Source organism: Bhargavaea massiliensis (assembly GCF_050480245.1).
Classification (GTDB): domain Bacteria; phylum Bacillota; class Bacilli; order Bacillales; family Anoxybacillaceae; genus Anoxybacillus.
Genome location: NZ_JBCNEQ010000008.1, coordinates 12,752 through 33,208, shown reverse-complemented (window position 1 = coordinate 33,208; position 20,457 = coordinate 12,752). Strand labels below are relative to the sequence as shown.

Below are 20,457 nucleotides of genomic sequence, written 5' to 3'. Positions count from 1 at the left end.
CTAGCCGGCTTTTCATTTGCTTAAATTTAGTCGATAGCGCAATTTCCGTCCGTGCACGTTTTTCCTTCTTCCGCTAGCGATTGCAGCGATGAGGACTGCTGTTCTTCTGCCCATACTTTTTCTAATGCTTGGCGGAATACGTCGACGGGCTGAGCGCCAGAAATCGCATATTTTTGATTGAGCACGAAAAACGGTACACCGCGAACGCCGAGTTGAGCCGCTATTGCTTCCTCATGTCGCACTTGTTCTGCATAGCGACCGTCAGCAAGCACCGCTTCCGTCTCTTTACGGTCAAGCCCTGCTGCTTCGGCAAGTTCAAGCAACACATCGCGGTCGCTAATTCGCTTCGATTCGGTAAAATAAGCGTAAAACAGCCGTTCTACTACTTCGTGAAGTTTCCCTTTTTCCTTCGCATATTGCGCGAGACGGTGGGCATCAAACGTATTGGTCGGTTTCATCGTCTCAAAACGGAACGTAAGACCAAGCGCCTCCGCTTGCTTGCCAATATCGGCGTTTGCCCGCTTCGCTTCTTCTACGGAAATACCGTATTTTTGCGCAATGATTTCATGGATACTGAGCGGCGTTTCTTTTTTTGCATGCGGATCAAGCTCAAAGCTTCGAAAGACGACCTCGACATTCTCCCGATACGGAAAAGACGCAAGCGCCTCTTCTAATCGTCGCTTTCCGATATAACAAAACGGACAAACAAAATCGGACCATACTTCAATTTTCATCGTCACACCTCAGTTTTGTCCTCCAGATCGGAGGGAATTTTCTTCCTTATTGTAACGAACATATCTTTCTCACTTCAAATCATCTGCTTAAAGTGTGACAAGCATCACATCTAAATGTATTTACCTTCTAAAAATAGTTCAATATTTCACGCGGCGCAAAGTTTTTTATTTTCTTCAACTCTTCCTTACTCCACCACTTTAAATCAATAAACGTATCTTTCTCTTTTTCAGTCATATTTTCAATCGATAATATCGTGTCGGATTGAATCGTTATCTTATAATAAATCTCCCGGCTTATAAAAGAATCGCTTTTTCCTTCAATGAATACATCGATTTCAAATAGTGGTTCGTCACGAATATCAACAACAATTCCAAGCTCTTCACGTAGTTCTCTTTTCAAAGCTTCGATTGGGGTTTCCTTTCCCTTGATGCCACCTCCGGGAGTTACCCATAACACGACATTTCCTATGACATCCGTAAATTCAAATTTTTGAAGAAGAATTTCATGATATTCATTGGTGATTACTGCCCTAGCGCATTTGCGTATTCGCATTAAAATTCTCCTCTCCACTAAAATAACGATATCTATCTCTTCCTACTCTCCGTCATTTGTTTCCAAACGGATCCTTTCGCTTCTTCGCCGCCTTCGATGCGTTCAATCGCCATTTTTACTTGCATGCTTACCTCAAATTCCGGGTCGTTTTCGGCCGCTTTTAATGCAGGCAAGACGGATTCATCACCATTTTCGTATAAAAACATCGCGGCACGCCAGCGAACGAGCTTGCTTGCGTCGTTTAGCGCTTCAACCATGACAGGAATGGCTTCCACGTCACCAATGTCAGACAAACAGTCACCGGCTGTACGACGCACAGAAACAGCTGAGTCTTTGAGTGCTTCATACAAATACGGAAGCACGCTTTTGCCACCAATCATTCCTAAATACGCAGTCGCTAAGCGACGAATGGCGACTTTTTCGTCTTTTAACGCCTTTGCCAATACAGGCAAATCGGTTTCCTTCGGCTCTATCATTTGTTCCAACGCCGCATATCGTTTCGTCCAGTCTGGGTTCTCTAGCATTTGTTCTGTTACTTGAATGCTTGTTCGTTTTTGTGTTTTTGCCTGTTCGCCTTGTTTAAACATGTGCACGAGCCGTTCAAGCCGTTCGGGTGGATAAGCGGCAGACAATTCCTCAACAATATCAGCGCCGATTTCTTCAAACGTTCCGTACCGCACGCCCTTTTCGACCCATTTTCGCTCTATGACGATATTCCCCGCATGTTTTTGCGCTTCTAGCACCGCATCGACAAACGGCTTTGGCAAGCCAACACGTCTCTCTTCGTGACCATCCGTTAACTTCACTTGCATCGGCAAGCCATACAACATTTGCACATACACTTTCACTTCGCCAAAATGATCGTTGCGTACGGGCTCATTATCTTGGAGTTCCTCCACCTGCTCGCCAAATACTTCGCGCACCTTCGTTAAAATCGGTTTCCAGTCATATTTCGCATGCCGCTCAACGGCTAAAAAATCAGCGACATGATAAATGCCTTTCACGCCTTCAATTTGCAGCAATTGCTGGATAATGGCAGGCGCATGCGCAGCTTGCGCAGGTTTATAGTTATAACTTGTGCCAAATGGAAGCTCTTCATCAAGCAACACTTTCATTGTATTTGGACTTGGCGTCGGTTCAATCGATTGAATTTTCATTTCTTTCTCTCCTATCCTCTACAAAAAATATTTCGTAACTTCATTAAAGAGGAAGAAATAAAGAAAAGCAAAAGTTTCGCTCAATAAAAAATACCACCCCTATAAATCGCAGAGGTGGTTTCACATCGTCTTACACAAACACTTTTGTCACTAAAATGTGTCGTATATCGTCATGAAGCGTTTCATACTTAGAATCTTTGAGATCTTCTTTCGTTACCCAAGCAAATTCAGAATGTTCGTCGTTTAGTGTAAGTGAAGAAATATCATCATTTTTTGGTTTGACAAGATACGTGAAAACAACCCGATATATATCTTCGTCACCACTTTTGCTTTTTAAATTTCGAACGAATAGTTCTTCTATCAATTCTACATCCAAATTCAATTCCTCTTTCGCTTCTCGAAACAAACCTTGCACAGGAATCTCATCATATTTTATTTTTCCAGCTGGAACGTTCCATACATTCGGAGCTACCTTACAATGTTCTGCTCGTTTTGTTAAAAGAACTTTCCCATCGTGCCATACAATCACTTCAACAGAAATTCGATAATTCGGATACATACATTTTCCTCCACATTATTGAAAATCAAAGACAATGACTCTTTTTTCCCTATGCTCAAAACAACTCTAACTGTTCTGTTTCACTTAACCGTTCAAGTGATTTCGGATCATGATCTTGAAAATAGGCGTGATAAGCAGGTTCGGTTATACGCCCACCCTTCCTAGCGTTCGACACGGTGACACTTCCCATGCTTCATACGGTACTAAACAATTACATTTCATCGCATCCTGTACTCGTGAAGCGATATGCGGTCTCGTTATATATTTTGAAATGTTTTTGCTAGTTAGCAGAAAAAAATTTGCTTCCTTTATTTCCTGGGTCTGAATGTTCAAATCACCTTCTTCATACTTCGCACGAAATACAACAACTAATATATGGTCCGTAGCATTGTAATATACTCCTGTTACTCCCAGTGGTACTATTTTCAATCCTGTTTCTTCATGCACTTCCCTTACTAATGCATGATGCAAAGACTCTCCTTCTTCGACTTGTCCACCAGGAAGTTCCCATGTATCGGAACGGTAATGTGTTTTGACAAGCAATACTTCCCCATGGTCATTTACAATATAACCGGAGACAGCCACTATGTGCTTCGGTACAATCCTCATGTTCTTCTCATCCTTCAATAAGTTGATTTTAGAGTAAATGTATCTCACTAAATTTTTTCGCACGATGCAATATATTGACATTGCGCTACAATGGCCATGTCATGATCCCATTTTCTTAACCCATAAACCATGTGATGAGTAAATGAGTATTTCTGATTAGGATTCGATAAAGATACGGTATGAATAGGAATATCGTTTGCTATATTCAGTTATGTAGTGTTGATTCAGTCGCCCCCTTTCCTTTCGTTGATTATAAAACCGATTTTATTGTACAGAAAGAGAACGAGAAATGTTGTCGAATACTGTAGAAAAGGATGAATAAAATTTCAGACAAGGGATGACATCACTTCAACCCCTCAATCTCTTCCACAGACAATTCCGTTAGTTCATGAATTGTCTGTACGTCGTAGCCTTTTTCCAGCATCTTTTTCGCAATGTGGCGCTTTTCTTGTTGTAGTCCTTCTTTCAAACCTTTTTCTAGCGCTTTTTTCTTTTTGAGCGTGACAGGCACCGTACCTATCGATTTACGCTGTTGTGACATGGAAAGACCCTCCTATCTGTGAACAGACGTGTTTCAGTGATTGAACGCCTTGGGAAATTCACCTTTGGGCATCATCCTCATAATGACATATTTGCTTCTTTATAAAACGAGACGAGCGGAGGTACGAGCCCGTCTAGACGTTGTGAAAACTGTTTCATGCGCTTTGGAGAACCAACGCTCCCAGCAATGGCAATTTTATCTTAATTAGGCGAGAAGACTCCCACTTCAACGAAGCGAAGCGGAGTAAGTGGGAGATGAATCGCCTTAACTATATTTTGCTGAAAATAGGATAGATTCAGTAAAAACTTGTGTCACATCAGACGGCAGATCATTCATCATTGATGGGCGGAGATTAAAAAGTATAAATCAATGGTTTAACAAAGAAAATGCCAGACTTCAAAGCATGAAAGATAAGCAAAAAATCAAAGGCACCACTCGTAAACAGGATGTCAATGGCGCATTAAACATCTTAAAGAAAAGTAAAGCTGTAGACCTGAGTGTCTTATGCTCTAGCGGCGAAGTGGACACGCCTCAAAGAATAAGGATTGCTTGAAGCAGTCAAACTTCTTTGGAAGCCCCCACTTCAAATTTTCGCTAGAAAATTAAGTGGGGGTAGTTCACTGAGACAGTTTTTGCTTAATCAAATAATGGTTCGTAGCCACTTTTCGATACGTGAAGATCATTCCATCATCTCCAGCCGTTGCGAGCAACGCTTCAGATGACAAATCGGTGATTTTCGTTCCTGTTGCCCGGTTATAAATGGCACGGCTGGTGATGATATATTGACGGCTCGCCGCCCGAAGCGGCTCCGGAAATTCAGCGGCCACCAATGCGCCGGGCTGGGCTGGATTGATGCGCGCCTTTCCGTAAAAAATCTCCCCGCCGTTCATAAAAAAGGCATCATCCCCTCCAGGGAAGGACAATAGTTGCGAAACATGCCAATCGGAAAGCCGCACCGCATACAGATCATGATCCGATGTTCCTTCCTGTCCGACATACAATACATTTTGTTTTTCGTCATACCCAATCAACGGATTGATGAATACCTTTGGGATTCGCCATTGTTTTTTCGTCTTCATATCATAAACGGCAATCGATCCCGTCAACGTGCGGCTATTGTCCGTGAAGAAAATTTTCCCGTCCCCGATCGCCAATGAACGCGGAGCAGCGATCAGCGGCACCGTTCCAAGAAACCGCATTGTTTTGGCGTCGTAAATCGCCATTTTCGTCGCTCCCGATAGCGCAACATACACCTTGCCGCCATCAATTTTTACATCCGTCGGCTGCGGTCCGGGATGAATTTCTTTCACCATTTTCATGTCGCTGGCGCGAATGACAAACAGTTTGCTGTCTTCGGCGGACAACACATACAACCATCCGGTCGACGAATCATAAGCCAAATGGGAAATGGGGACATTGGTGAAAGCATAATGGGACGATCGAACATAATAGCTCTCATCGGCCGGCAATGGATATTTATAAATTCGATTTTCCCCTTCTTTGATCAAATACAAATTGTACTTTGCATCCATCAACGCATAGTTCGTCGGGAATGGAAGCGCGTTTATCTTAGCAGAGGTGTAACGGTCATACACCGCCTTATTTGTCACCACGTAGGCCCCTTGAACATCTAAAACGGGGCCGTTATAACAGTCGTGCACCATGTTGATATTTCCGGCATCAATGCGCCTTCCCGCAAAAAACACATCGCTTCCGTCAACGATGAGCGGATGGATGGGCGAGCTGCCTCTCGGCCCTTGATACGAAACTCGCTTCACCACCTTCAAATCGGACAGGCGCAATACCGCTAAATCAGGAATGGAAACATTGCGACCGATGAAGACCAGACCTCGCTTCTCATCGAAAAACAACGTATTTTCCTCTGAAAAAACGGAAAAAAAGTTAGGATCAGCAATCAGCCGGCTTGTTTGGCGTTTCGCCGCCAAATCCCACATGTACATCTCATACGTCGTCTTCCCGCGCCCGTACTGCTTTCCGAAAGTTACGATTTTGTTGCCTAATAGGCCAAACGGCAATCCGTTATACGGGGCTCGTTGAATCAGCCGTTTTGTTTTGACGTCAAAAACGTCTATCGATGTTTCAGACGGCACATACAGCTTCCCGTCCCGCAAAAGAAGAGTGACCGACCGCTGGGCATATTTCCGCCATAAAGCGCTGTATGCCCGCAGAGAAACGGGTTCCTGCTTTTTGATCGACAATGTGCTCGCTTCAATAAATAATAACATCCCCTTTTCCGTGAGCGCATAAATATACCCATTTTGATCATCCATGACCCAATCGAGCACGCGCCCAGGAAGCTGTTGCGTACGCGGTCCGGCCGCTTCCGCTTTAGCGGAAGGAAACACATGGAAAAGACAGATAAACAAGAAGAGACAAAATAAAAAACCTTTCCTAAATGTTGTTCCCATTCCAATCCCCCGTCAAACAATGATTTCCAATTCCTTCCTTATACATTCCTTGCGCATAGCATAGCTCAAACAATCGAGCACCGACATTTGACCATTCCTTATCCATCCGGTACTGTCAAAAGTTTTAAAGACGTACCCCGATTTTTTGTTGATTTTACGCAATGAATGATAAAAAAAGCTTGCCACCCCTGTTGTTCGCGGTATGATTGAGGTAACGACACACACAACCACCCAAACAAAGGAGTGACAAGCTTGTTACCTCAATATTAGCGTATTTGTTTGAAATAATCAAGACCCAATATCAAATTATTATTTATTTGATGGGGGCGCTTCTCGGGAAGTCCCTCACCAACGTGGATGTCGAAGAACCTGTGCGTAAGCCGTATCAGAAACTTCAAGTCGATGAGCTACCGGTCATCGACACGCTTCCGCGTCTGGACTACCGCCAACTTCTTGTCGAGTACGAACAAAAACATGGGCGACCGTTAAAGCCGATTCAACGACGCACCAACGCCAAAGCCACCGTCCCAGATACACTGACCTGTCCGCAATGCCAAGCACCCTCCGCCTATTTGTATGCCAACAATGGTGGAAAGGGACAGTATCAGTGCAAAGTGTGCCATGGCCGATTCAATCACCGAAGCCGGTTTGCCAAGCAAGTCATTATGCGTTGTCCGCACTGCTTAAAGACACTAGAGAAAATCAAAGAACGCAAGGATTACTACATCTACAAATGCAAAAACGATGATTGTTCGTTTTACCAAACGAACCTTCGGCGCATGAATGCTCGCGAACGGAAACGATTTAAACAGGAACCTCATGCCTTTAAAGTTCGGTACATCTACCGCGAATTTCTGTTTGACTTTCGTCCATTGGCACCGTCTTCTCCGAAAAAGCCAAAGGTGGATGTGTCCCGTCTGTCGGTGTCTTCTCACACCCTTGGGCTGATTTTGACGTATCACGTCAACTACGGAATGTCTTCCCGAAAAACAGCGGGCGTCATGAAGGACGTGCATGGGGTGTCGATTTCTCACCAAACGGTCATCAACTATGCCCACAGTGTCGCGCTGAGCGTCAAGCCTTTCATCGATCACTTTCCTTACGAGCTGTCTGGCTCCTTTTGTGGGGACGAGACGTATATTCGCGTCAAAGGACGTTGGCATTATCTGTTCTTTATGTTGGATGCCGTGAAAAAGATCGTATTGTCTTATCGCGATTCGCGCCATGGATGACGTCCTAAAGAAGTTGCCTTCGATTCCAAAGGCGCTCTCTCTTGTCGTCGATGGGAACCCGATTTATTTATTAGCGCAACACTTTTTCGCCCAACATGGCATTCATTTCGATGTTCGACAAGTCATCGGGTTGACCAATGAAGATCCTGTGTCGGAAGAATTTCGGCCATTGAAACAGATCATCGAACGATTCCACCGAACATTTAAAGGGAACTATCGACCGACTCACGGCTTCGGTGCAGAAGAAGGTTCGGTTTCCCTTGTCACGCTCTTTGTGGCGTATTTCAACTTCTTACGTCCACATGGGGCATTAGAAAACCGAGTGCCGGTCGTCCTCCCAGAGTTGGACAGCCTTCCACATATGCCTGCGCGTTGGGGCAAGCTGATTGCCATGGCGCAAGACTTTCTGAAACAACAGGCTGTCTAGTAGGGATTCGGCGGAGCGTACCCTTGACCATCCGAACCTCGCCAAAGGTAAAATAAGGAATGGGCAAGGGCTGCTTTCCTATGCCCTTTTTTCTGCCCTTGCCCTTACTGACCCTTTCTTTCCTTTGGCGAGTGTTGGTCAAGGGCGAATCCGATGCCATCATCCCCTTTAAATACCTTAAAAAGGAATTCAAAAAGGACTTTTCATAGATTTTTTGACACTACCCTTATATTTACGTCTTTAAAGGTCATCAACCAAATGGATTGTCCTCATCATGATAAAGCCGGAAAGTGTGGAAGCACAAATTCACCTAATTCTTCGATCACTTCTTCTACTGGACGTTGGCCATATTTCAAATTGATGATGACATGGTTCACACCTGCATCCTGTAAAGCTGCAAGAAATTCGATAACGAAATTTCGCCCCGTACGGAATCCAAGATGAATCGGGATTGGTGCATGATTTGGGTCTTCCGTTAAATCAATATAAAACGATTGGGTAAACGGCTTAAATTCGTCTGTTAACGAACGCCAATTATCAATTAACATTTTTTGAAATTTGAGTCCGCGTGGATAGTAAATCCAACCATCACTATTCTCAGCAATCCATTCAGGAGACTGTCCGTTGTGACCTGTCACCATTAATGGGATGTCTGACAATTTCGGTTTTGGTAAAAGATCTCCATTGGCTAGATGAACTCGTGCAGAGTCAATGGTCGGAAAATGCTCTTTCCATGCTTTTCTCATGACAGCCACTGCTTCTCGGAATAATTCGCTCCGATCTTCTGGATTCACAGCGAACGCTGGAAACTCGATTGGACGGTCACCTGTTGCGACACCGAGAATAAGTCTTTCACCAGATAATCTGTCTACAGAAGCCGCCGCTTTTGCAACATGAAGAGGATGGCGCAACGTTAAAATAATACTTCCCGTTCCCAAAGCAATCTTTTCTGTGTTGGCAGCAACATACCCTAAATACGTAAACGGGTCATATATTTGCCCGACATCCCCGAAATTAGGATCGCGCAACGGTACATCTCTCACAAATAATGAAGCGAAATTGAGTTCTTCTGCTCGTTTGGCTAACTTCATTTGCTTTTCTATATTCATCTCAGGGACATCGCCCATATACGATTCAATCGGAAAGAACAATCCTAAAGTTAGTTTGTTTTCTTGATACATGCGTGAATACCCTTTGTGATTTTTAAATTTTTCCATTTCACATCTACCTTCCAATTATTTTTTAATTTTTTTAATTTCGTTGTATCTATATAAGTTGAAATTTTGTTTTACATCCAGCCGATCACTCGCCACGTTATATCATAGTCGACTTGTATGGAGATAAATGTAGAAACGAAAAAATCGGAAATTCTTTATTGCAACTTATATATCTCATAAATCATGAGATAGCCCATATTACAGCTGTTTTGTTTAAACATAATTCCCATGTTCGTCTATTCCTATTGGATAATATGGGATTTTTTCAATAATTCTAAATAGTTCCTCATGTTCACCTGACAACCAATCAACACAAAAATCTTTTGGGTTTACATAATATTCATTTTCCTCATTATCGTTTAACTTGTCACACTCAAACCAATATTTCCTAAATACAGCAATTACTCCTCCGCTAATACTTAATTCGTATTCATATCTTTCTTTGTCAAGATTCGGATCTAAAAATTCCTTTTCTTCTTCAATTGCCTCTTTTAATTCTTTTACATATTTTTGAAAAAGTATTTCATAGTCGTTCATTATCATGGCCTCCATTCATCAGGATAATATCTTTCCTGTTTACTACGATTGTTTTCTGCAACTAAAAATTTAAGCGAAATGCAATGAAAAAGTTCAGCACTCTATGTTCCATAAAAGTAAATATAATCCATATACCAATATAAATTATCTTACCCTATAAGGCTTGACATGGATCCTCTGCGTGCATGGATTATTTTGCGAAGGCCGCAGCACAAAAGGAATTCGCAGAGGCAACCAGCCTACCATGCACGCCACTCCATGTAAAGCCGTGTCTGTGAAATTATATTTTTTGAGAAAAACTGACCTGTTTTGTTTCCAATTTAGTGCTTAATTTTTATCAGTTTTATTTTGCATTAAACAGTTTATGAAGAAAGATAAGAAACTTTATTTACTTTCCATATAAGCTGTGTTTCGTTTTCTTTTTCTAAAAAAGTTACAACCCACCCGAAATGATGTAAACGATCAGTAAATGTCACCTTATGATTTAGTGTCCATGTTAAATCACCTAAATATCTCCAATAAAAAGATTCGTGTGGTCTGTCTACTCTTACTAATCTTTCTTTCTTTAAAACCTTATTTCCTTTTTGACGTTTTATTTCTAAATATATATCTATATACATCCAATTTAAAATTTTAACCTCTGGTTCACGCAGTACACCCCATGCGGCGTAACACCTCATCTGGATGTTGTAAGACGTACTGTTCAAAGCGAGTAATGGATTGGGCAATGTCGTTTTGATCCTTGTGAAAAACGTTGGCAATCACCTCATCTTTCAACCACTTCCATAACCGTTCAATCGGGTTCAACTGTGGAGAATACGGTGGCAAAAAGATGAAATGAAAAGCAGCACCTTCCTCGCCATCAAGAAAGGCTTGTACCATCTTGGCATGATGAATGCGTGCGTTGTCCAACACAAGCACGAGGAATCGGTCCGTATATTTCTCTTTCAATCGGCGCAAAAAGTCGAGGAACGTTTCGGCATTGGCGGATGATGCACGATGAAACACCACATCGCCTTGTTGAACATCGACGGCGCCAAAAATAGAAACGTGGGCATGGTGACCGTAGCTTGGCACTTGTTTCTGATTCCCTACTTCTGCCCATGTCGTACGTAGCGCTTGATAAGCACGAACATGTGTCTCATCCACATAAAACAGCGTGACATTCTCGGTAATTAGTTTTTTTTTATAAATTCAAGTTCTTTTTGAAAGGCAGCTTGACGCTTGGCGTCTCCTTTGACCAGCTTGTAAGTCGGACGGCTTGTAAGTCGGGCGTGTCCATGACAAACGCAAACGATGCAACAACTTACGAATGCCTTCACGTGACATCGAAACGCCATAGGTATGTTGGATGTAAGATTGTAAAATGCGCGTATTCCATGATGAAGCGATGCCCCAGCCAGCATCCACAGGTGTAGTAGTTAACACGAGTTGTCTGATTTCTTGTTGTTGTTCTTCCGTAAGAAATGGCACACGACCAGGCGGCAACCGACGATCGAGTAGATGATCGAGCCCACCTTGATTAAATCGCGCAACGTAGAGGGCAACCGATTGACGGCACAGATTGACCATTTTGGCCACATCTTTACCGAGGTGACCTTCCATGACAAGACGAACAGCGGTCACCCGAACACGAAGAGAAGCATCTTTGATTTTCCGTTCTTGTTTTCGAAGGGTTCGAGGCGTCCAACCGTGATCATTTGTGATTTTCAAACGTTTCATGCCAATTCCGCTCCTTTTGTATAGAAATATTTAGGAGCAGTATAGCCATGAAAAAAGGTGTTCATACAGAAGTCATCGTTTTAAAGTGCATGTATCTAGATTTCGTTGATAGTAGCCGTTTTCTCATATTGGATGTGTCCGCTTGTTCGATTTCGAGGAAATTTTTAATTTCTTCCCGCATAATCAGTTCTAATTTTTCTTTCACAAACTGACGAATGGCATTTTCCAGTTGATTTGCCCAGTCGATATTCGATATACTTTCAGACATAGGTAGGGTTCTCCTTTCTCTGGAATGTTTTTCGTTCAATCCGAGAATACCCTACCTTTTTTCTTTTGGTCTAGTAAAATGCTTTACACAAAATTTTATACATCATCTTAGAAATACCGCCAACCTATTAAGTTGACGGTTCATCACTCATTTATTAATTATTCATTGATTGCATGTAATAATCTGATCTTGTAATTCCTTGATGGGATGATGATTAACATATTTATTTTAATAATCCGTTGACAGGTACGAAAAATAAAAGAGCACCCAAAAGCTGAATTTTAGAAGCTTGGGTGCAAATAAGAAGACAGGAAATCACAAATTAATCAAATTAGATTAATAGCAACAGCTTGTCTTTTCTATATATATTTGTAAAATCGTATTTCTTTTCCATGTATACTTGATGCCAAATCATAAAAGCAAGGACGGTCCAGATTTTCCGGCTATGGTCTGCTTTATTTTTGCAATGTTCGTCTAGTAAACGATACAATACATCTTTATTAAATAAATGATCGGTTACGCTTTCTTTTATAATGTTTTTCGCCCAATCATGCATTTCATTTTTTAACCAATAACGAATTGGCACCGGAAATCCTAATTTTTTGCGATTTAAAACATGATCTGGAACAATTCCTTTTGCTGCTTTTCGTAGAATATATTTCGTCGTTTTGTTTGTCGTTTTCATTTCCGGAGCAATTTTGGCGGCTACTTCAAATACCTTTTTATCTAAAAATGGAACCCTTAACTCTAATGAATGGGCCATCGTCATTTTGTCCGCTTTTAATAAAATATCGCCTCGCAGCCATGTATGAATATCAATATATTGCATCCGGTTTACAGGAGGATAATGAGTTGTTTCTCTATAAAAAGGAGCTGTAATATATGTATATTCTAATCCCCTCTTATATCCTTTTAGCAGTTCTTGTTTTTCTGTCTCGCTATACATTTTCGCATTGCCGATATATCGTTCTTCCATTGGTGTTGTACCGCGCTCAATAAAGCTTTTTCCTTTTATTCCTTCCGGGAGTAGCCCTGCAATCACTCTCAAAGCTGATTTAACCGTACTTGGCATTCGCTCAAAAAGTTCCAATGACTGTGGCTCACGATAAATGTTGTAACCGCCAAATAACTCGTCAGCTCCCTCACCGGAAAGAACGACCGTTACATGCTTTCTTGCTTCCCGGGCAACAAAATAAAGCGGTACTGCCGCAGGATCGGCAAGTGGATCATCCATATGCCACATAACTTTCGGTAATTCCGCCATATATTCCTCTGGTGAAATGACATAGCTAATATTCTCAACGCCCAGCTTTTCCGCTGTTTCTTTTGCCACATCAATTTCACTGAAGCCTTCCCGCTCAAAGCCGACAGAAAATGTCTTGATATTAGGATTGAATTGTTTAGCAATTGCTGCAATGAAGGATGAATCAATTCCTCCTGATAAAAACGAACCTACCGGCACATCGCTGCGCATATGCACTTGCACGGAATCGAACAGCGCGTTGCGAATTTCTTTGACAAGTTCATCTTCTGATTTGATGATAGGTTGGAATTTGGCTTTCCAATAGCGATGAATGGTTAATTCTTCACCGATTTTTTTCTTAATATAATGACCCGGTTCTAACTTTTTAATACCAACAGACATCGTCATTGGTTCAGGTACATATTGGAATGTTAAATAATGCTGCAGTGAATCATAGTCTAATAAATCATTTTTAAGAGCTAGCAAAATACTTTTCTTCTCGGAAGCAAAAAACGTACGGTCGCCCTGTTCCATATAGAAAAATGGTTTTATGCCAAACGGGTCACGTGCCGCAAAAATCGTTCTCTCTTGTTTGTCCCAGATGACGAAAGCAAACATACCTCGAAGCTTTTCTACAGCTTTTTCTTTTTCAGCACTATAAAGAGCAATAATGACTTCGGTATCGGAATGAGTAGTAAATCTATATCCCTTTGCAAGCAATTCTTCTCGCAATTCCACATAGTTGTAGATTTCCCCATTAAATATGATCCAATATCGCTCATTTTCATAGGACAATGGCTGATGCCCTGCCTCAAGATCAATAATACTCAAGCGTCGAAATCCAAAATTCACGTATTCATCAAAAAAATAACCATCATCGTCAGGACCGCGATGAGTAATGATATTATTCATATCTTGAAACGTTTCTTTCCATCTTTCATCGATGATTCTTGGACGATCATGAATGCAACCAATAAAACCGCACATTACGTTGTTATTCCCCCACTTTATCAAATTTAATTTTATAAATTGTATCAAGGTTTGAGCTAGCAAAATATTATATTTTAAAACTTAATAAACTATAGGTTCCTGTAAATGAACTTTTAATATAAATTATTCCTCCTGAAACCTGCTTGCGATATTTTCATCCCTCTAACATATTAAAACAATAAAATGTGGAGAAATTATGGATTCTTTTAAGATTGTTACATAATTACATGATAAGAATCATCTCCATTGTTTCTGCAAATTTAGTCGATAATATAAAAACAGCATGTTTAACAAAGAGGTTGCAGCTGCCATGTTAGGGATTATATTTTTTTTAGATTTTATGATTGTTTCACTTTCTATTTTTCTTTTGCGAAAGCCAACCAATGAGAAGTTATATAAACTAGCAATAGGATCCTATATCGCTTTTTTCTTATTGCTTCTAACTCTGTTTGTCCATTATGTAAATTCTGAAAACATGGTCGATGCTATAAAAAATCTAGTACAGAAAACATCATATAAAAATAAAGTTGAAGAGACAAATCCGTCATCTAGACATTCAAAAGAACAAGTTTCGGTTAAATCAGCTCTCATTGATGCCCCCCTTTTCTCGCAACTTCCAGAACTACCAAGGGGGTGCGAGGTAACAAGTCTGGCAATGCTTTTGAATCACGCGGGAATCAATGTAGACAAGATGACACTAGCGAAGCAAATAAAGAAAAATCCAACCCCTTATCGAATACATAATGGAAAAGTATTTTATGGACATCCAAATGAAGGATTTGTTGGTGACATGTATACAATAAAGAAACCGGGATACGGTGTCTATCATAAACCTATAAAAGAATTAGCCGAGATTTATTTACCAAACCAAATCGTTGATTTAACAGGACAATCATTTGAAGAAATATATAAGTATTTGTCTGAAGGTACCCCAGTTTGGGTTATTACCAACACAACCTTTCGTATACTTCCTCCGTCTGAATTTATTGAATGGCAGACCCCGCAAGGCCCTATAAAAATAACATACCGGGAGCATTCCGTGTTAATCACCGGATATGATGAGAAATATATTTATTTTAATGACCCATTGACAGGTACGAAAAATAAAAAAGCACCTAAGTTTGAATTTATTCAAGCTTGGATACAAATGGGCAAACAAGCTATTACCTATAACCGCAATTAACCGGTTATAGGTAGTGGCTTATCTTTTTTATGTCAAACAATAATTTAATCTTCGAACTACTTCGTGTGAAAAAAATATAATTTTTCTCCATAAATTTCGCACATTTATTCTTTATGATGATGTTACTATGACTTACATCACAAGTTTATGGAGGGAAAGCGATGAAGAAATTATTGTTAGGAACTGTTTTGGCAGGAGTTGTTGCGATTGGTGCAGCTTGCTCAAATAATTCTTCGATGCAAGGACACGACATGTCCAACATGAATACAAAAAAAGAAAATACTTCTAATGAATCCAGTAAGCAGCAATTACCTTTGGCAACCAATACAGAAGTATTATCTGGGAAAGAGATTAACCTTACTGCTAAGGAAGCATTATTACAAATAAATGATAAAGTAAAACTTCCGGTCTACACGTACAATGGATCTGTTCCCGGTGCACAAATCCGTATTAAACAAGGGGACAGAGTGAAAATCAATTTTAAAAATGAATTACCGGAACCGACGACCATTCATTGGCACGGCTACCCTGTTCCGAATAGTCAAGATGGAGTTCCGGGTGTCACGATGAACGCAATTAAACCGGGGGAAACCTTTACGTATGAATTTACAGCTACTGTACCGGGAACGTATTTTTATCATTCCCATCAAGAAAGCGCGAAACAAGTGGACAAGGGATTATACGGTACATTAATTGTAGAGCCTAAGAATGAGGAAAAAGTAGATCGAGATTATACACTTGTGTTAGATGAATGGATGAGCAATCCGGATGAAGGAAATATGGATATGAGTGGTATGGATCATAGTAATATGGGACATGGAAATAGCTCTGATGACCAACATATGGATATGAGCAGCATGGGCCATGATATGAGTATGTATGATATTTTCACGATTAACGGGAAAAGCGGTTCCGCTGTCAAACCTTTAAAAGTGAAGAAAGGCGAAAAGGTGCGGCTTCGCCTTGTAAACGCAGGATACATGCCTCACAAGCTTCATCTGCATGGCCATGAGTTTAAAATTGTCGCAACAGACGGGCAGCCGTTAAAAGATCCGCAGCCAATCAAAGATGAACTTTTAAATATTGCTCCGGGTGAACGTTATGATATTGAATTTACAGCGAATAATCCGGGAGAATGGTTATTAGAATGCCATGGTGATATGAAAGGCACCGATGGCATGAAAGTAAAAATTCAATACGTAGGACAGGCAAACAATACGGACAAAGCAAACGCAAAAGAGGATCTCCGTATCGTTGATATTACAAAATACGGAAAACATGAATTAGGTCAATTTACATTAGACCAAAAATATGATGTAGAGTACACAATGGATTTAGGAACAGCCATGGGCAAAGATGGCATGGTCTACACGATTAATGGGAAAACGTATCCTGAAACAGCACCCGTAAATGTGAAGAAAGGAGATCTAGTAAAAGTAAAATTGGTGAACAATTCACCGAAAGATTTACATCCTATGCATTTACACGGACATTTCTTCCAAGTATTAAGTAAAAATGGTAAGCCAATTACAGGCTCCCCATTGATTAAGGATACCTTGAATTTAAAACCGGGTGAAGAATATGTAGTCGCGTTTAAAGCGGATAATCCGGGAAATTGGATGTTCCATTGCCATGACTTGCACCATGCTTCAGCCGGAATGGTCACAGAAGTAAAATATACCGATTACAAATCGGACTATACCCCAGATCCGAATGACACAACGAATAAAGGGGAATAAGAAAGAGGGTGTCCAACATTGTGTGGACACCCTTTTCTCCCTTACTTCACATCATATCCTTGTTCTTCAATCGCTTCTTTCAGTTTTTCAACACTCACTTTTGTTTCGTCATACTCCACATTAACCGTATCTTTGGTTTCAGATTGCTTCGTAAAAAGGCAAACGCATCGATGACGAAGGGATACAAACGTATGAGTTGTGCCTCCCCCATTCACTCTTAATCCAATCCAAGCATTAATGGAGCCATGTCATTTCTATATAAGGAAAAGAGTACAGTAAAACCCCCAGAGCATACAGCATCGCTCTGAAAAACCTTTTTTCTGTATAATTAAATAACACATTTTTCAGAGGTAAACATCCCCAAATTAACAAAAAGGAAAGCGGCAACTTTATCAAAATCGGAAAACTTAAAATGATTGGCACTAACATGAAAATAAGGTGGCATATATATTTTCTTTTCACATACTGTCTCAAGTTTATATGAAAAACTAGACTTTTTTTCATTGTTTCTAACTCATATTTGTTCAATTTTGTCAGCATATGATCTGTGAAAAAAATGACTAAAAAAACGTGACCCACTTGATAATAAAAATGGTCTAGCCAAATTCCTGACATGCTAAATAGCAATAACGTTGTTATGTAAACAAAAAAATCTTTCTGATAATACCTAACTTTTAAAACTTCCCTCACGAGATAAAATAGATAGTCTTGATCATAATACTTCAGCAATAACTTTGTATTTGATGACGCTTTTTTTGCTGTGAGTAACTGTTGAATCTCTAAAATTTTACTTATATCTTTATTTAACAGTCCCTCTCCCATTTTAGACATGATTTGATAGTAGCGATGCAATAATGAGTAATCTAACGATTTTAACGAAAACAAATGTATGATCATCGCCATAAACATCAAAGCTGCAATTATTATCGCCTCTACATAAATCGCTATGAAACCTAACACAACTGTACCCACCATGAGCAACTGAACATACAATATTTCATATTGATAACGCATAAAACATAAGTAATTAAAAAGAATATTAACTAATAGAGATACAATCAATGATGTGCTGACCTGCTGCATGAATAGCATATAGACGATCAAAAAAACGATGCTTGGGAAGCTCATTTTCATGAGCAAATATCGCTTGAATTTTTTAAAATCAAAAAGCCGATACTGAAAAATTTGGAACGGAACATTTATGATCGGGTTATTTTGAAACAACTTTACTACTCCATAAACAAAAATCAAATAAGGAACATAGTGATTAACGATGTTCCCATACACACGACTCAAATCGATTGCTGCGGGAACAAGAAAAAACATGGCAACAATCATCCCAACGACATAGAAAGGATATTGTTTGACGAGCCGCATCCCTTTTCTCATTTGATTGAGTATAAAATAATATACAATATGACTATTCATAACTATCACCAATGATCTGAGTAATTGTTGACCGTCCAATTTCATTAGGAAGATAACGAATAACGTTCTTATCTTTAATGATTAAATATTCATCGCAAATGGCTTCTAAACTATCCAAGTCATGGCTAGAAACAACAATAATTCTGTTCGGGCTTTTTTGAGATATTAATAATTTTTCTAATGTATTCACTTGGATTGGATCAAGGGTAATAAAAGGTTCATCCAATAACAGCAACTTACTCCCCCTTAAATATCCAAAGGCAATACCAAACCTTTGAAGCGTCCCCCTCGAAAGCGCATGAGGAAAATAATCAATGTAGTCTCCCAACTTAAACAGGTCGACAATTTCTTCTATTTTCTTTTGTGCTTTTGTTTTTTGAAGCCCCTTAATTTTACATAAAAACAACATTTGTTCGTACATCGTCAAATCTTGAAAAAAAGAGTGATCATCGCTAATGAACGTAGCATCCAAATCAAAATAATCTTTGTTTTTAATGGAAACATCTCCCCAAAAAATATCTCCATGCTCTTCTTTTTTCAAACGTGCGATCGTTTTTAACAACGTTGTCTTTCCCGCTCCGTTTCTCCCGATTAGACCATATATTCTATTTTCTTGAAATGAATAGCTTAAGTCGTGAAAGATCACTCTTTCATTGTATTTTATAGTGATATGTTCTAATCGTAACATATGTTCACCCTCACTTATTTATTTCAAATAAAATCCATTTTTGATTCTGATCCAAAATATAAAAACTGCTAAAAAATTCACGAATATTTGATCTAAACAAGAACTTGTTCTTATGGGTGTCATTCAAATCTAACAATAGATGTATATCGCCGTTATGGAAATTTAAGATTGTTCATATTCACCACCTTTCTTATACAAAATAGAATTAACAACCTACAATTCTATTATTTTAAATTAAAGGAAAATAATCAATATAAATAGTTTATTTTGGTTCATCACCACAACATGTACTTGACAAGGGAGGGATTTTCTTGAGCCGCCGTGCACGAAAAATCTTATTTACTTATTTTTCCTTATAAGTATAGAAAGGGCGTGTTCTGAAATAATCAAGTACAACTTTCGGTGAAGATCCTTTATTTTTCAAAAAAATATAAAATTTAAGAGGTGCTGTCAAAAACTTTAAAGACGTACCCCGATTTTTGTCGATTTTACGCGATGAATGATAGAATGGGATCCAAAGGCCAACTATGGGAAAGCGAAGGTGATTGATTCGTTTGGGAGCGAAGACGGGGTGGATCGCGCTGTCTTGAAGCGTCTGGCTAAAAGCATTCCGCGATTCCTTTCTCCTGACTCGTGAATCGTGGCCGACAGCAAAAGACGAAGGCGAGCGTCTCTTGCTTGGACATTTTTCTTACAAAAACGGAGACCTTGATCAACGAACAGAACTGACGTCCAAACAAGCGCAACTCTTTGCGGCTCTAGGGCTGGAACTTCCTCCGAAGATCCTAGGCATCCATCCTTGCACCTAGATACACGCCCGAAGTGTGCCCAAATGCCTCCTATCCTTTTTGTATCAAGGGGCGAGAGGCATTTTGTTTGCCTAGTAACTGTCGAACTCGGGTTCATTATTCTTCATAAAAAGAAAAAACCTTTCGTTACTAAAAAAGGGCATCCCTTCGACAGAGGAACACCCTTTTCTCCCTTACTTCACATCATATCCTTGTTCTTCAATCGCTTCTTTCAGTTTTTCAACACTCACTTTTGTTTCGTCATAATCTACATCGACTGTACCTTCTTGCAAATGTACTTCGACGCGGCTGACGCCATCTAACGTTTGAAGTGCATTTGTCACCGCCGCTTTGCAATGTCCGCATGTCATTCCTTGTACTTGTAATGTAATCGTCATCATCCATTCCCCCTT

General features: G+C 40.1%; 17 protein-coding genes and 5 pseudogenes. 5 read left to right on the top strand and 17 right to left on the bottom strand.

Annotated features, from left to right (window positions below; translation table 11 throughout):
• Positions 1 to 26 precede the first annotated feature (26 nt).
• From ABEV15_RS02500 to ABEV15_RS02475, 6 genes are all read right to left on the bottom strand, one after another.
• The gene (locus ABEV15_RS02500; protein ID WP_498852297.1) at positions 27 to 734 is read right to left on the bottom strand and encodes a DsbA family oxidoreductase; all 708 of its coding nucleotides are present in this window, start codon (positions 732 to 734) and stop codon (positions 27 to 29) included.
• Positions 735 to 861: 127 nt separating this feature from the next.
• On the bottom strand, positions 862 to 1,287 hold the full coding sequence (locus ABEV15_RS02495; RefSeq protein ID WP_043967025.1) for an NUDIX domain-containing protein: 426 nt from the start codon (positions 1,285 to 1,287) through the stop codon (positions 862 to 864).
• Positions 1,288 to 1,319: 32 nt separating this feature from the next.
• The gene (locus ABEV15_RS02490) at positions 1,320 to 2,444 is read right to left on the bottom strand and encodes a conserved virulence factor C family protein (RefSeq protein ID WP_498852296.1); all 1,125 of its coding nucleotides are present in this window, start codon (positions 2,442 to 2,444) and stop codon (positions 1,320 to 1,322) included.
• Between the two features lie 130 nt (positions 2,445 to 2,574).
• Positions 2,575 to 3,003, bottom strand: a complete 429-nt coding sequence (locus ABEV15_RS02485; RefSeq protein ID WP_498852295.1) for an NUDIX domain-containing protein — start codon at positions 3,001 to 3,003, stop codon at positions 2,575 to 2,577.
• A gap of 144 nt (positions 3,004 to 3,147) precedes the next feature.
• Positions 3,148 to 3,612 carry an NUDIX hydrolase gene (locus tag ABEV15_RS02480; RefSeq protein WP_091701835.1) on the bottom strand — a complete coding sequence of 155 codons (465 nt, stop codon included), beginning with the start codon at positions 3,610 to 3,612 and terminating at the stop codon, positions 3,148 to 3,150.
• A 343-nt stretch (positions 3,613 to 3,955) separates the two neighbouring features.
• On the bottom strand, positions 3,956 to 4,153 hold the full coding sequence (locus ABEV15_RS02475; RefSeq protein WP_498852294.1) for an Rpn/YhgA-type helix-turn-helix domain-containing protein: 198 nt from the start codon (positions 4,151 to 4,153) through the stop codon (positions 3,956 to 3,958).
• A gap of 289 nt (positions 4,154 to 4,442) precedes the next feature.
• Here ABEV15_RS02475 and ABEV15_RS02470 point away from each other — a divergent pair.
• Positions 4,443 to 4,706, top strand: a pseudogene (locus ABEV15_RS02470) (transposase); the annotation flags it as partial.
• 64 nt (positions 4,707 to 4,770) lie between these two features.
• Here ABEV15_RS02470 and ABEV15_RS02465 read toward each other — a convergent pair.
• Positions 4,771 to 6,582 (bottom strand): YncE family protein, encoded by a 1,812-nt coding sequence (locus ABEV15_RS02465; RefSeq protein WP_498852293.1) that lies wholly within the window; start codon positions 6,580 to 6,582, stop codon positions 4,771 to 4,773.
• A gap of 263 nt (positions 6,583 to 6,845) precedes the next feature.
• Between ABEV15_RS02465 and ABEV15_RS02460 the strand changes: the two are divergent.
• Positions 6,846 to 8,241: pseudogene (locus ABEV15_RS02460) on the top strand (DDE-type integrase/transposase/recombinase).
• A 272-nt stretch (positions 8,242 to 8,513) separates the two neighbouring features.
• Here ABEV15_RS02460 and ABEV15_RS02455 read toward each other — a convergent pair.
• The 6 genes and pseudogenes from ABEV15_RS02455 to asnB all read right to left on the bottom strand — a co-directional run bounded on the left by ABEV15_RS02455 (position 8,514) and on the right by asnB (position 14,215).
• Positions 8,514 to 9,458 carry an LLM class oxidoreductase gene (locus tag ABEV15_RS02455; protein ID WP_498852292.1) on the bottom strand — a complete coding sequence of 315 codons (945 nt, stop codon included), beginning with the start codon at positions 9,456 to 9,458 and terminating at the stop codon, positions 8,514 to 8,516.
• A 213-nt stretch (positions 9,459 to 9,671) separates the two neighbouring features.
• Positions 9,672 to 9,995 (bottom strand): hypothetical protein, encoded by a 324-nt coding sequence (locus ABEV15_RS02450; protein WP_429632680.1) that lies wholly within the window; start codon positions 9,993 to 9,995, stop codon positions 9,672 to 9,674.
• Positions 9,996 to 10,640: 645 nt separating this feature from the next.
• Positions 10,641 to 11,144, bottom strand: coding sequence for an IS630 family transposase (locus ABEV15_RS02445; RefSeq protein WP_498852291.1), 504 nt, complete (start codon positions 11,142 to 11,144; stop codon positions 10,641 to 10,643).
• Positions 11,145 to 11,189: 45 nt separating this feature from the next.
• On the bottom strand, positions 11,190 to 11,717 hold the full coding sequence (locus ABEV15_RS02440; protein ID WP_498852290.1) for a helix-turn-helix domain-containing protein: 528 nt from the start codon (positions 11,715 to 11,717) through the stop codon (positions 11,190 to 11,192).
• A gap of 90 nt (positions 11,718 to 11,807) precedes the next feature.
• Positions 11,808 to 11,985 (bottom strand): annotated as a pseudogene (locus ABEV15_RS02435) (IS256 family transposase); the annotation flags it as partial.
• 331 nt (positions 11,986 to 12,316) lie between these two features.
• Entirely contained in the window at positions 12,317 to 14,215 is a 1,899-nt protein-coding gene (gene asnB / locus ABEV15_RS02430) for an asparagine synthase (glutamine-hydrolyzing) (RefSeq protein WP_498852289.1), read from the bottom strand.
• Positions 14,216 to 14,528: 313 nt separating this feature from the next.
• Here asnB and ABEV15_RS02425 point away from each other — a divergent pair, with 313 nt between their 5' ends.
• On the top strand, positions 14,529 to 15,401 hold the full coding sequence (locus tag ABEV15_RS02425; protein WP_498852288.1) for a C39 family peptidase: 873 nt from the start codon (positions 14,529 to 14,531) through the stop codon (positions 15,399 to 15,401).
• Positions 15,402 to 15,562: 161 nt separating this feature from the next.
• Complete coding sequence (locus ABEV15_RS02420; protein WP_498852287.1) at positions 15,563 to 17,140, top strand: multicopper oxidase family protein; 1,578 nt, start codon at positions 15,563 to 15,565, stop codon at positions 17,138 to 17,140.
• A 41-nt stretch (positions 17,141 to 17,181) separates the two neighbouring features.
• Here the strand turns inward: ABEV15_RS02420 and ABEV15_RS02415 are convergent.
• The 3 genes and pseudogenes from ABEV15_RS02415 to ABEV15_RS02405 form a co-directional block, all read right to left on the bottom strand.
• A pseudogene (locus ABEV15_RS02415) lies at positions 17,182 to 17,268 on the bottom strand (copper-binding protein); the annotation flags it as partial.
• A gap of 106 nt (positions 17,269 to 17,374) precedes the next feature.
• A complete protein-coding gene (locus ABEV15_RS02410) occupies positions 17,375 to 18,517 on the bottom strand; it encodes a hypothetical protein (RefSeq protein ID WP_498852286.1) in 1,143 nt (380 codons plus the stop codon).
• A 43-nt stretch (positions 18,518 to 18,560) separates the two neighbouring features.
• The gene (locus ABEV15_RS02405) at positions 18,561 to 19,256 is read right to left on the bottom strand and encodes an ATP-binding cassette domain-containing protein (RefSeq protein ID WP_498852285.1); all 696 of its coding nucleotides are present in this window, start codon (positions 19,254 to 19,256) and stop codon (positions 18,561 to 18,563) included.
• 629 nt (positions 19,257 to 19,885) lie between these two features.
• On the opposite strand from ABEV15_RS02405, the pseudogene ABEV15_RS02400 reads away from it, so the two are divergent.
• Positions 19,886 to 20,065, top strand: a pseudogene (locus tag ABEV15_RS02400) (IS1634 family transposase); the annotation flags it as partial.
• A gap of 173 nt (positions 20,066 to 20,238) precedes the next feature.
• On the opposite strand, the gene copZ reads toward ABEV15_RS02400, so the two are convergent.
• On the bottom strand, positions 20,239 to 20,442 hold the full coding sequence (gene copZ / locus ABEV15_RS02395; RefSeq protein WP_035019187.1) for a copper chaperone CopZ: 204 nt from the start codon (positions 20,440 to 20,442) through the stop codon (positions 20,239 to 20,241).
• Positions 20,443 to 20,457: the final 15 nt, after the last annotated feature.

Bases quoted from the DNA above. Each gene is read 5' to 3' on its own strand.
- ABEV15_RS02500 (WP_498852297.1), bottom strand. From the start codon at position 734: ATGAAAATTGAAGTATGGTCCGATTTTGTTTGTCCGTTTTGTTATATC.
- ABEV15_RS02495 (WP_043967025.1), bottom strand. From the start codon at position 1,287: ATGCGAATACGCAAATGCGCTAGGGCAGTAATCACCAATGAATATCAT.
- ABEV15_RS02490 (WP_498852296.1), bottom strand. From the start codon at position 2,444: ATGAAAATTCAATCGATTGAACCGACGCCAAGTCCAAATACAATGAAA.
- ABEV15_RS02485 (WP_498852295.1), bottom strand. From the start codon at position 3,003: ATGTATCCGAATTATCGAATTTCTGTTGAAGTGATTGTATGGCACGAT.
- ABEV15_RS02480 (WP_091701835.1), bottom strand. From the start codon at position 3,612: ATGAGGATTGTACCGAAGCACATAGTGGCTGTCTCCGGTTATATTGTA.
- ABEV15_RS02475 (WP_498852294.1), bottom strand. From the start codon at position 4,153: ATGTCACAACAGCGTAAATCGATAGGTACGGTGCCTGTCACGCTCAAA.
- ABEV15_RS02465 (WP_498852293.1), bottom strand. From the start codon at position 6,582: ATGGGAACAACATTTAGGAAAGGTTTTTTATTTTGTCTCTTCTTGTTT.
- ABEV15_RS02455 (WP_498852292.1), bottom strand. From the start codon at position 9,458: ATGGAAAAATTTAAAAATCACAAAGGGTATTCACGCATGTATCAAGAA.
- ABEV15_RS02450 (WP_429632680.1), bottom strand. From the start codon at position 9,995: ATGAACGACTATGAAATACTTTTTCAAAAATATGTAAAAGAATTAAAA.
- ABEV15_RS02440 (WP_498852290.1), bottom strand. From the start codon at position 11,717: ATGAAACGTTTGAAAATCACAAATGATCACGGTTGGACGCCTCGAACC.
- asnB (WP_498852289.1), bottom strand. From the start codon at position 14,215: ATGTGCGGTTTTATTGGTTGCATTCATGATCGTCCAAGAATCATCGAT.
- ABEV15_RS02425 (WP_498852288.1), top strand. From the start codon at position 14,529: ATGTTAGGGATTATATTTTTTTTAGATTTTATGATTGTTTCACTTTCT.
- ABEV15_RS02420 (WP_498852287.1), top strand. From the start codon at position 15,563: ATGAAGAAATTATTGTTAGGAACTGTTTTGGCAGGAGTTGTTGCGATT.
- ABEV15_RS02410 (WP_498852286.1), bottom strand. From the start codon at position 18,517: ATGCGGCTCGTCAAACAATATCCTTTCTATGTCGTTGGGATGATTGTT.
- ABEV15_RS02405 (WP_498852285.1), bottom strand. From the start codon at position 19,256: ATGTTACGATTAGAACATATCACTATAAAATACAATGAAAGAGTGATC.
- copZ (WP_035019187.1), bottom strand. From the start codon at position 20,442: ATGACGATTACATTACAAGTACAAGGAATGACATGCGGACATTGCAAA.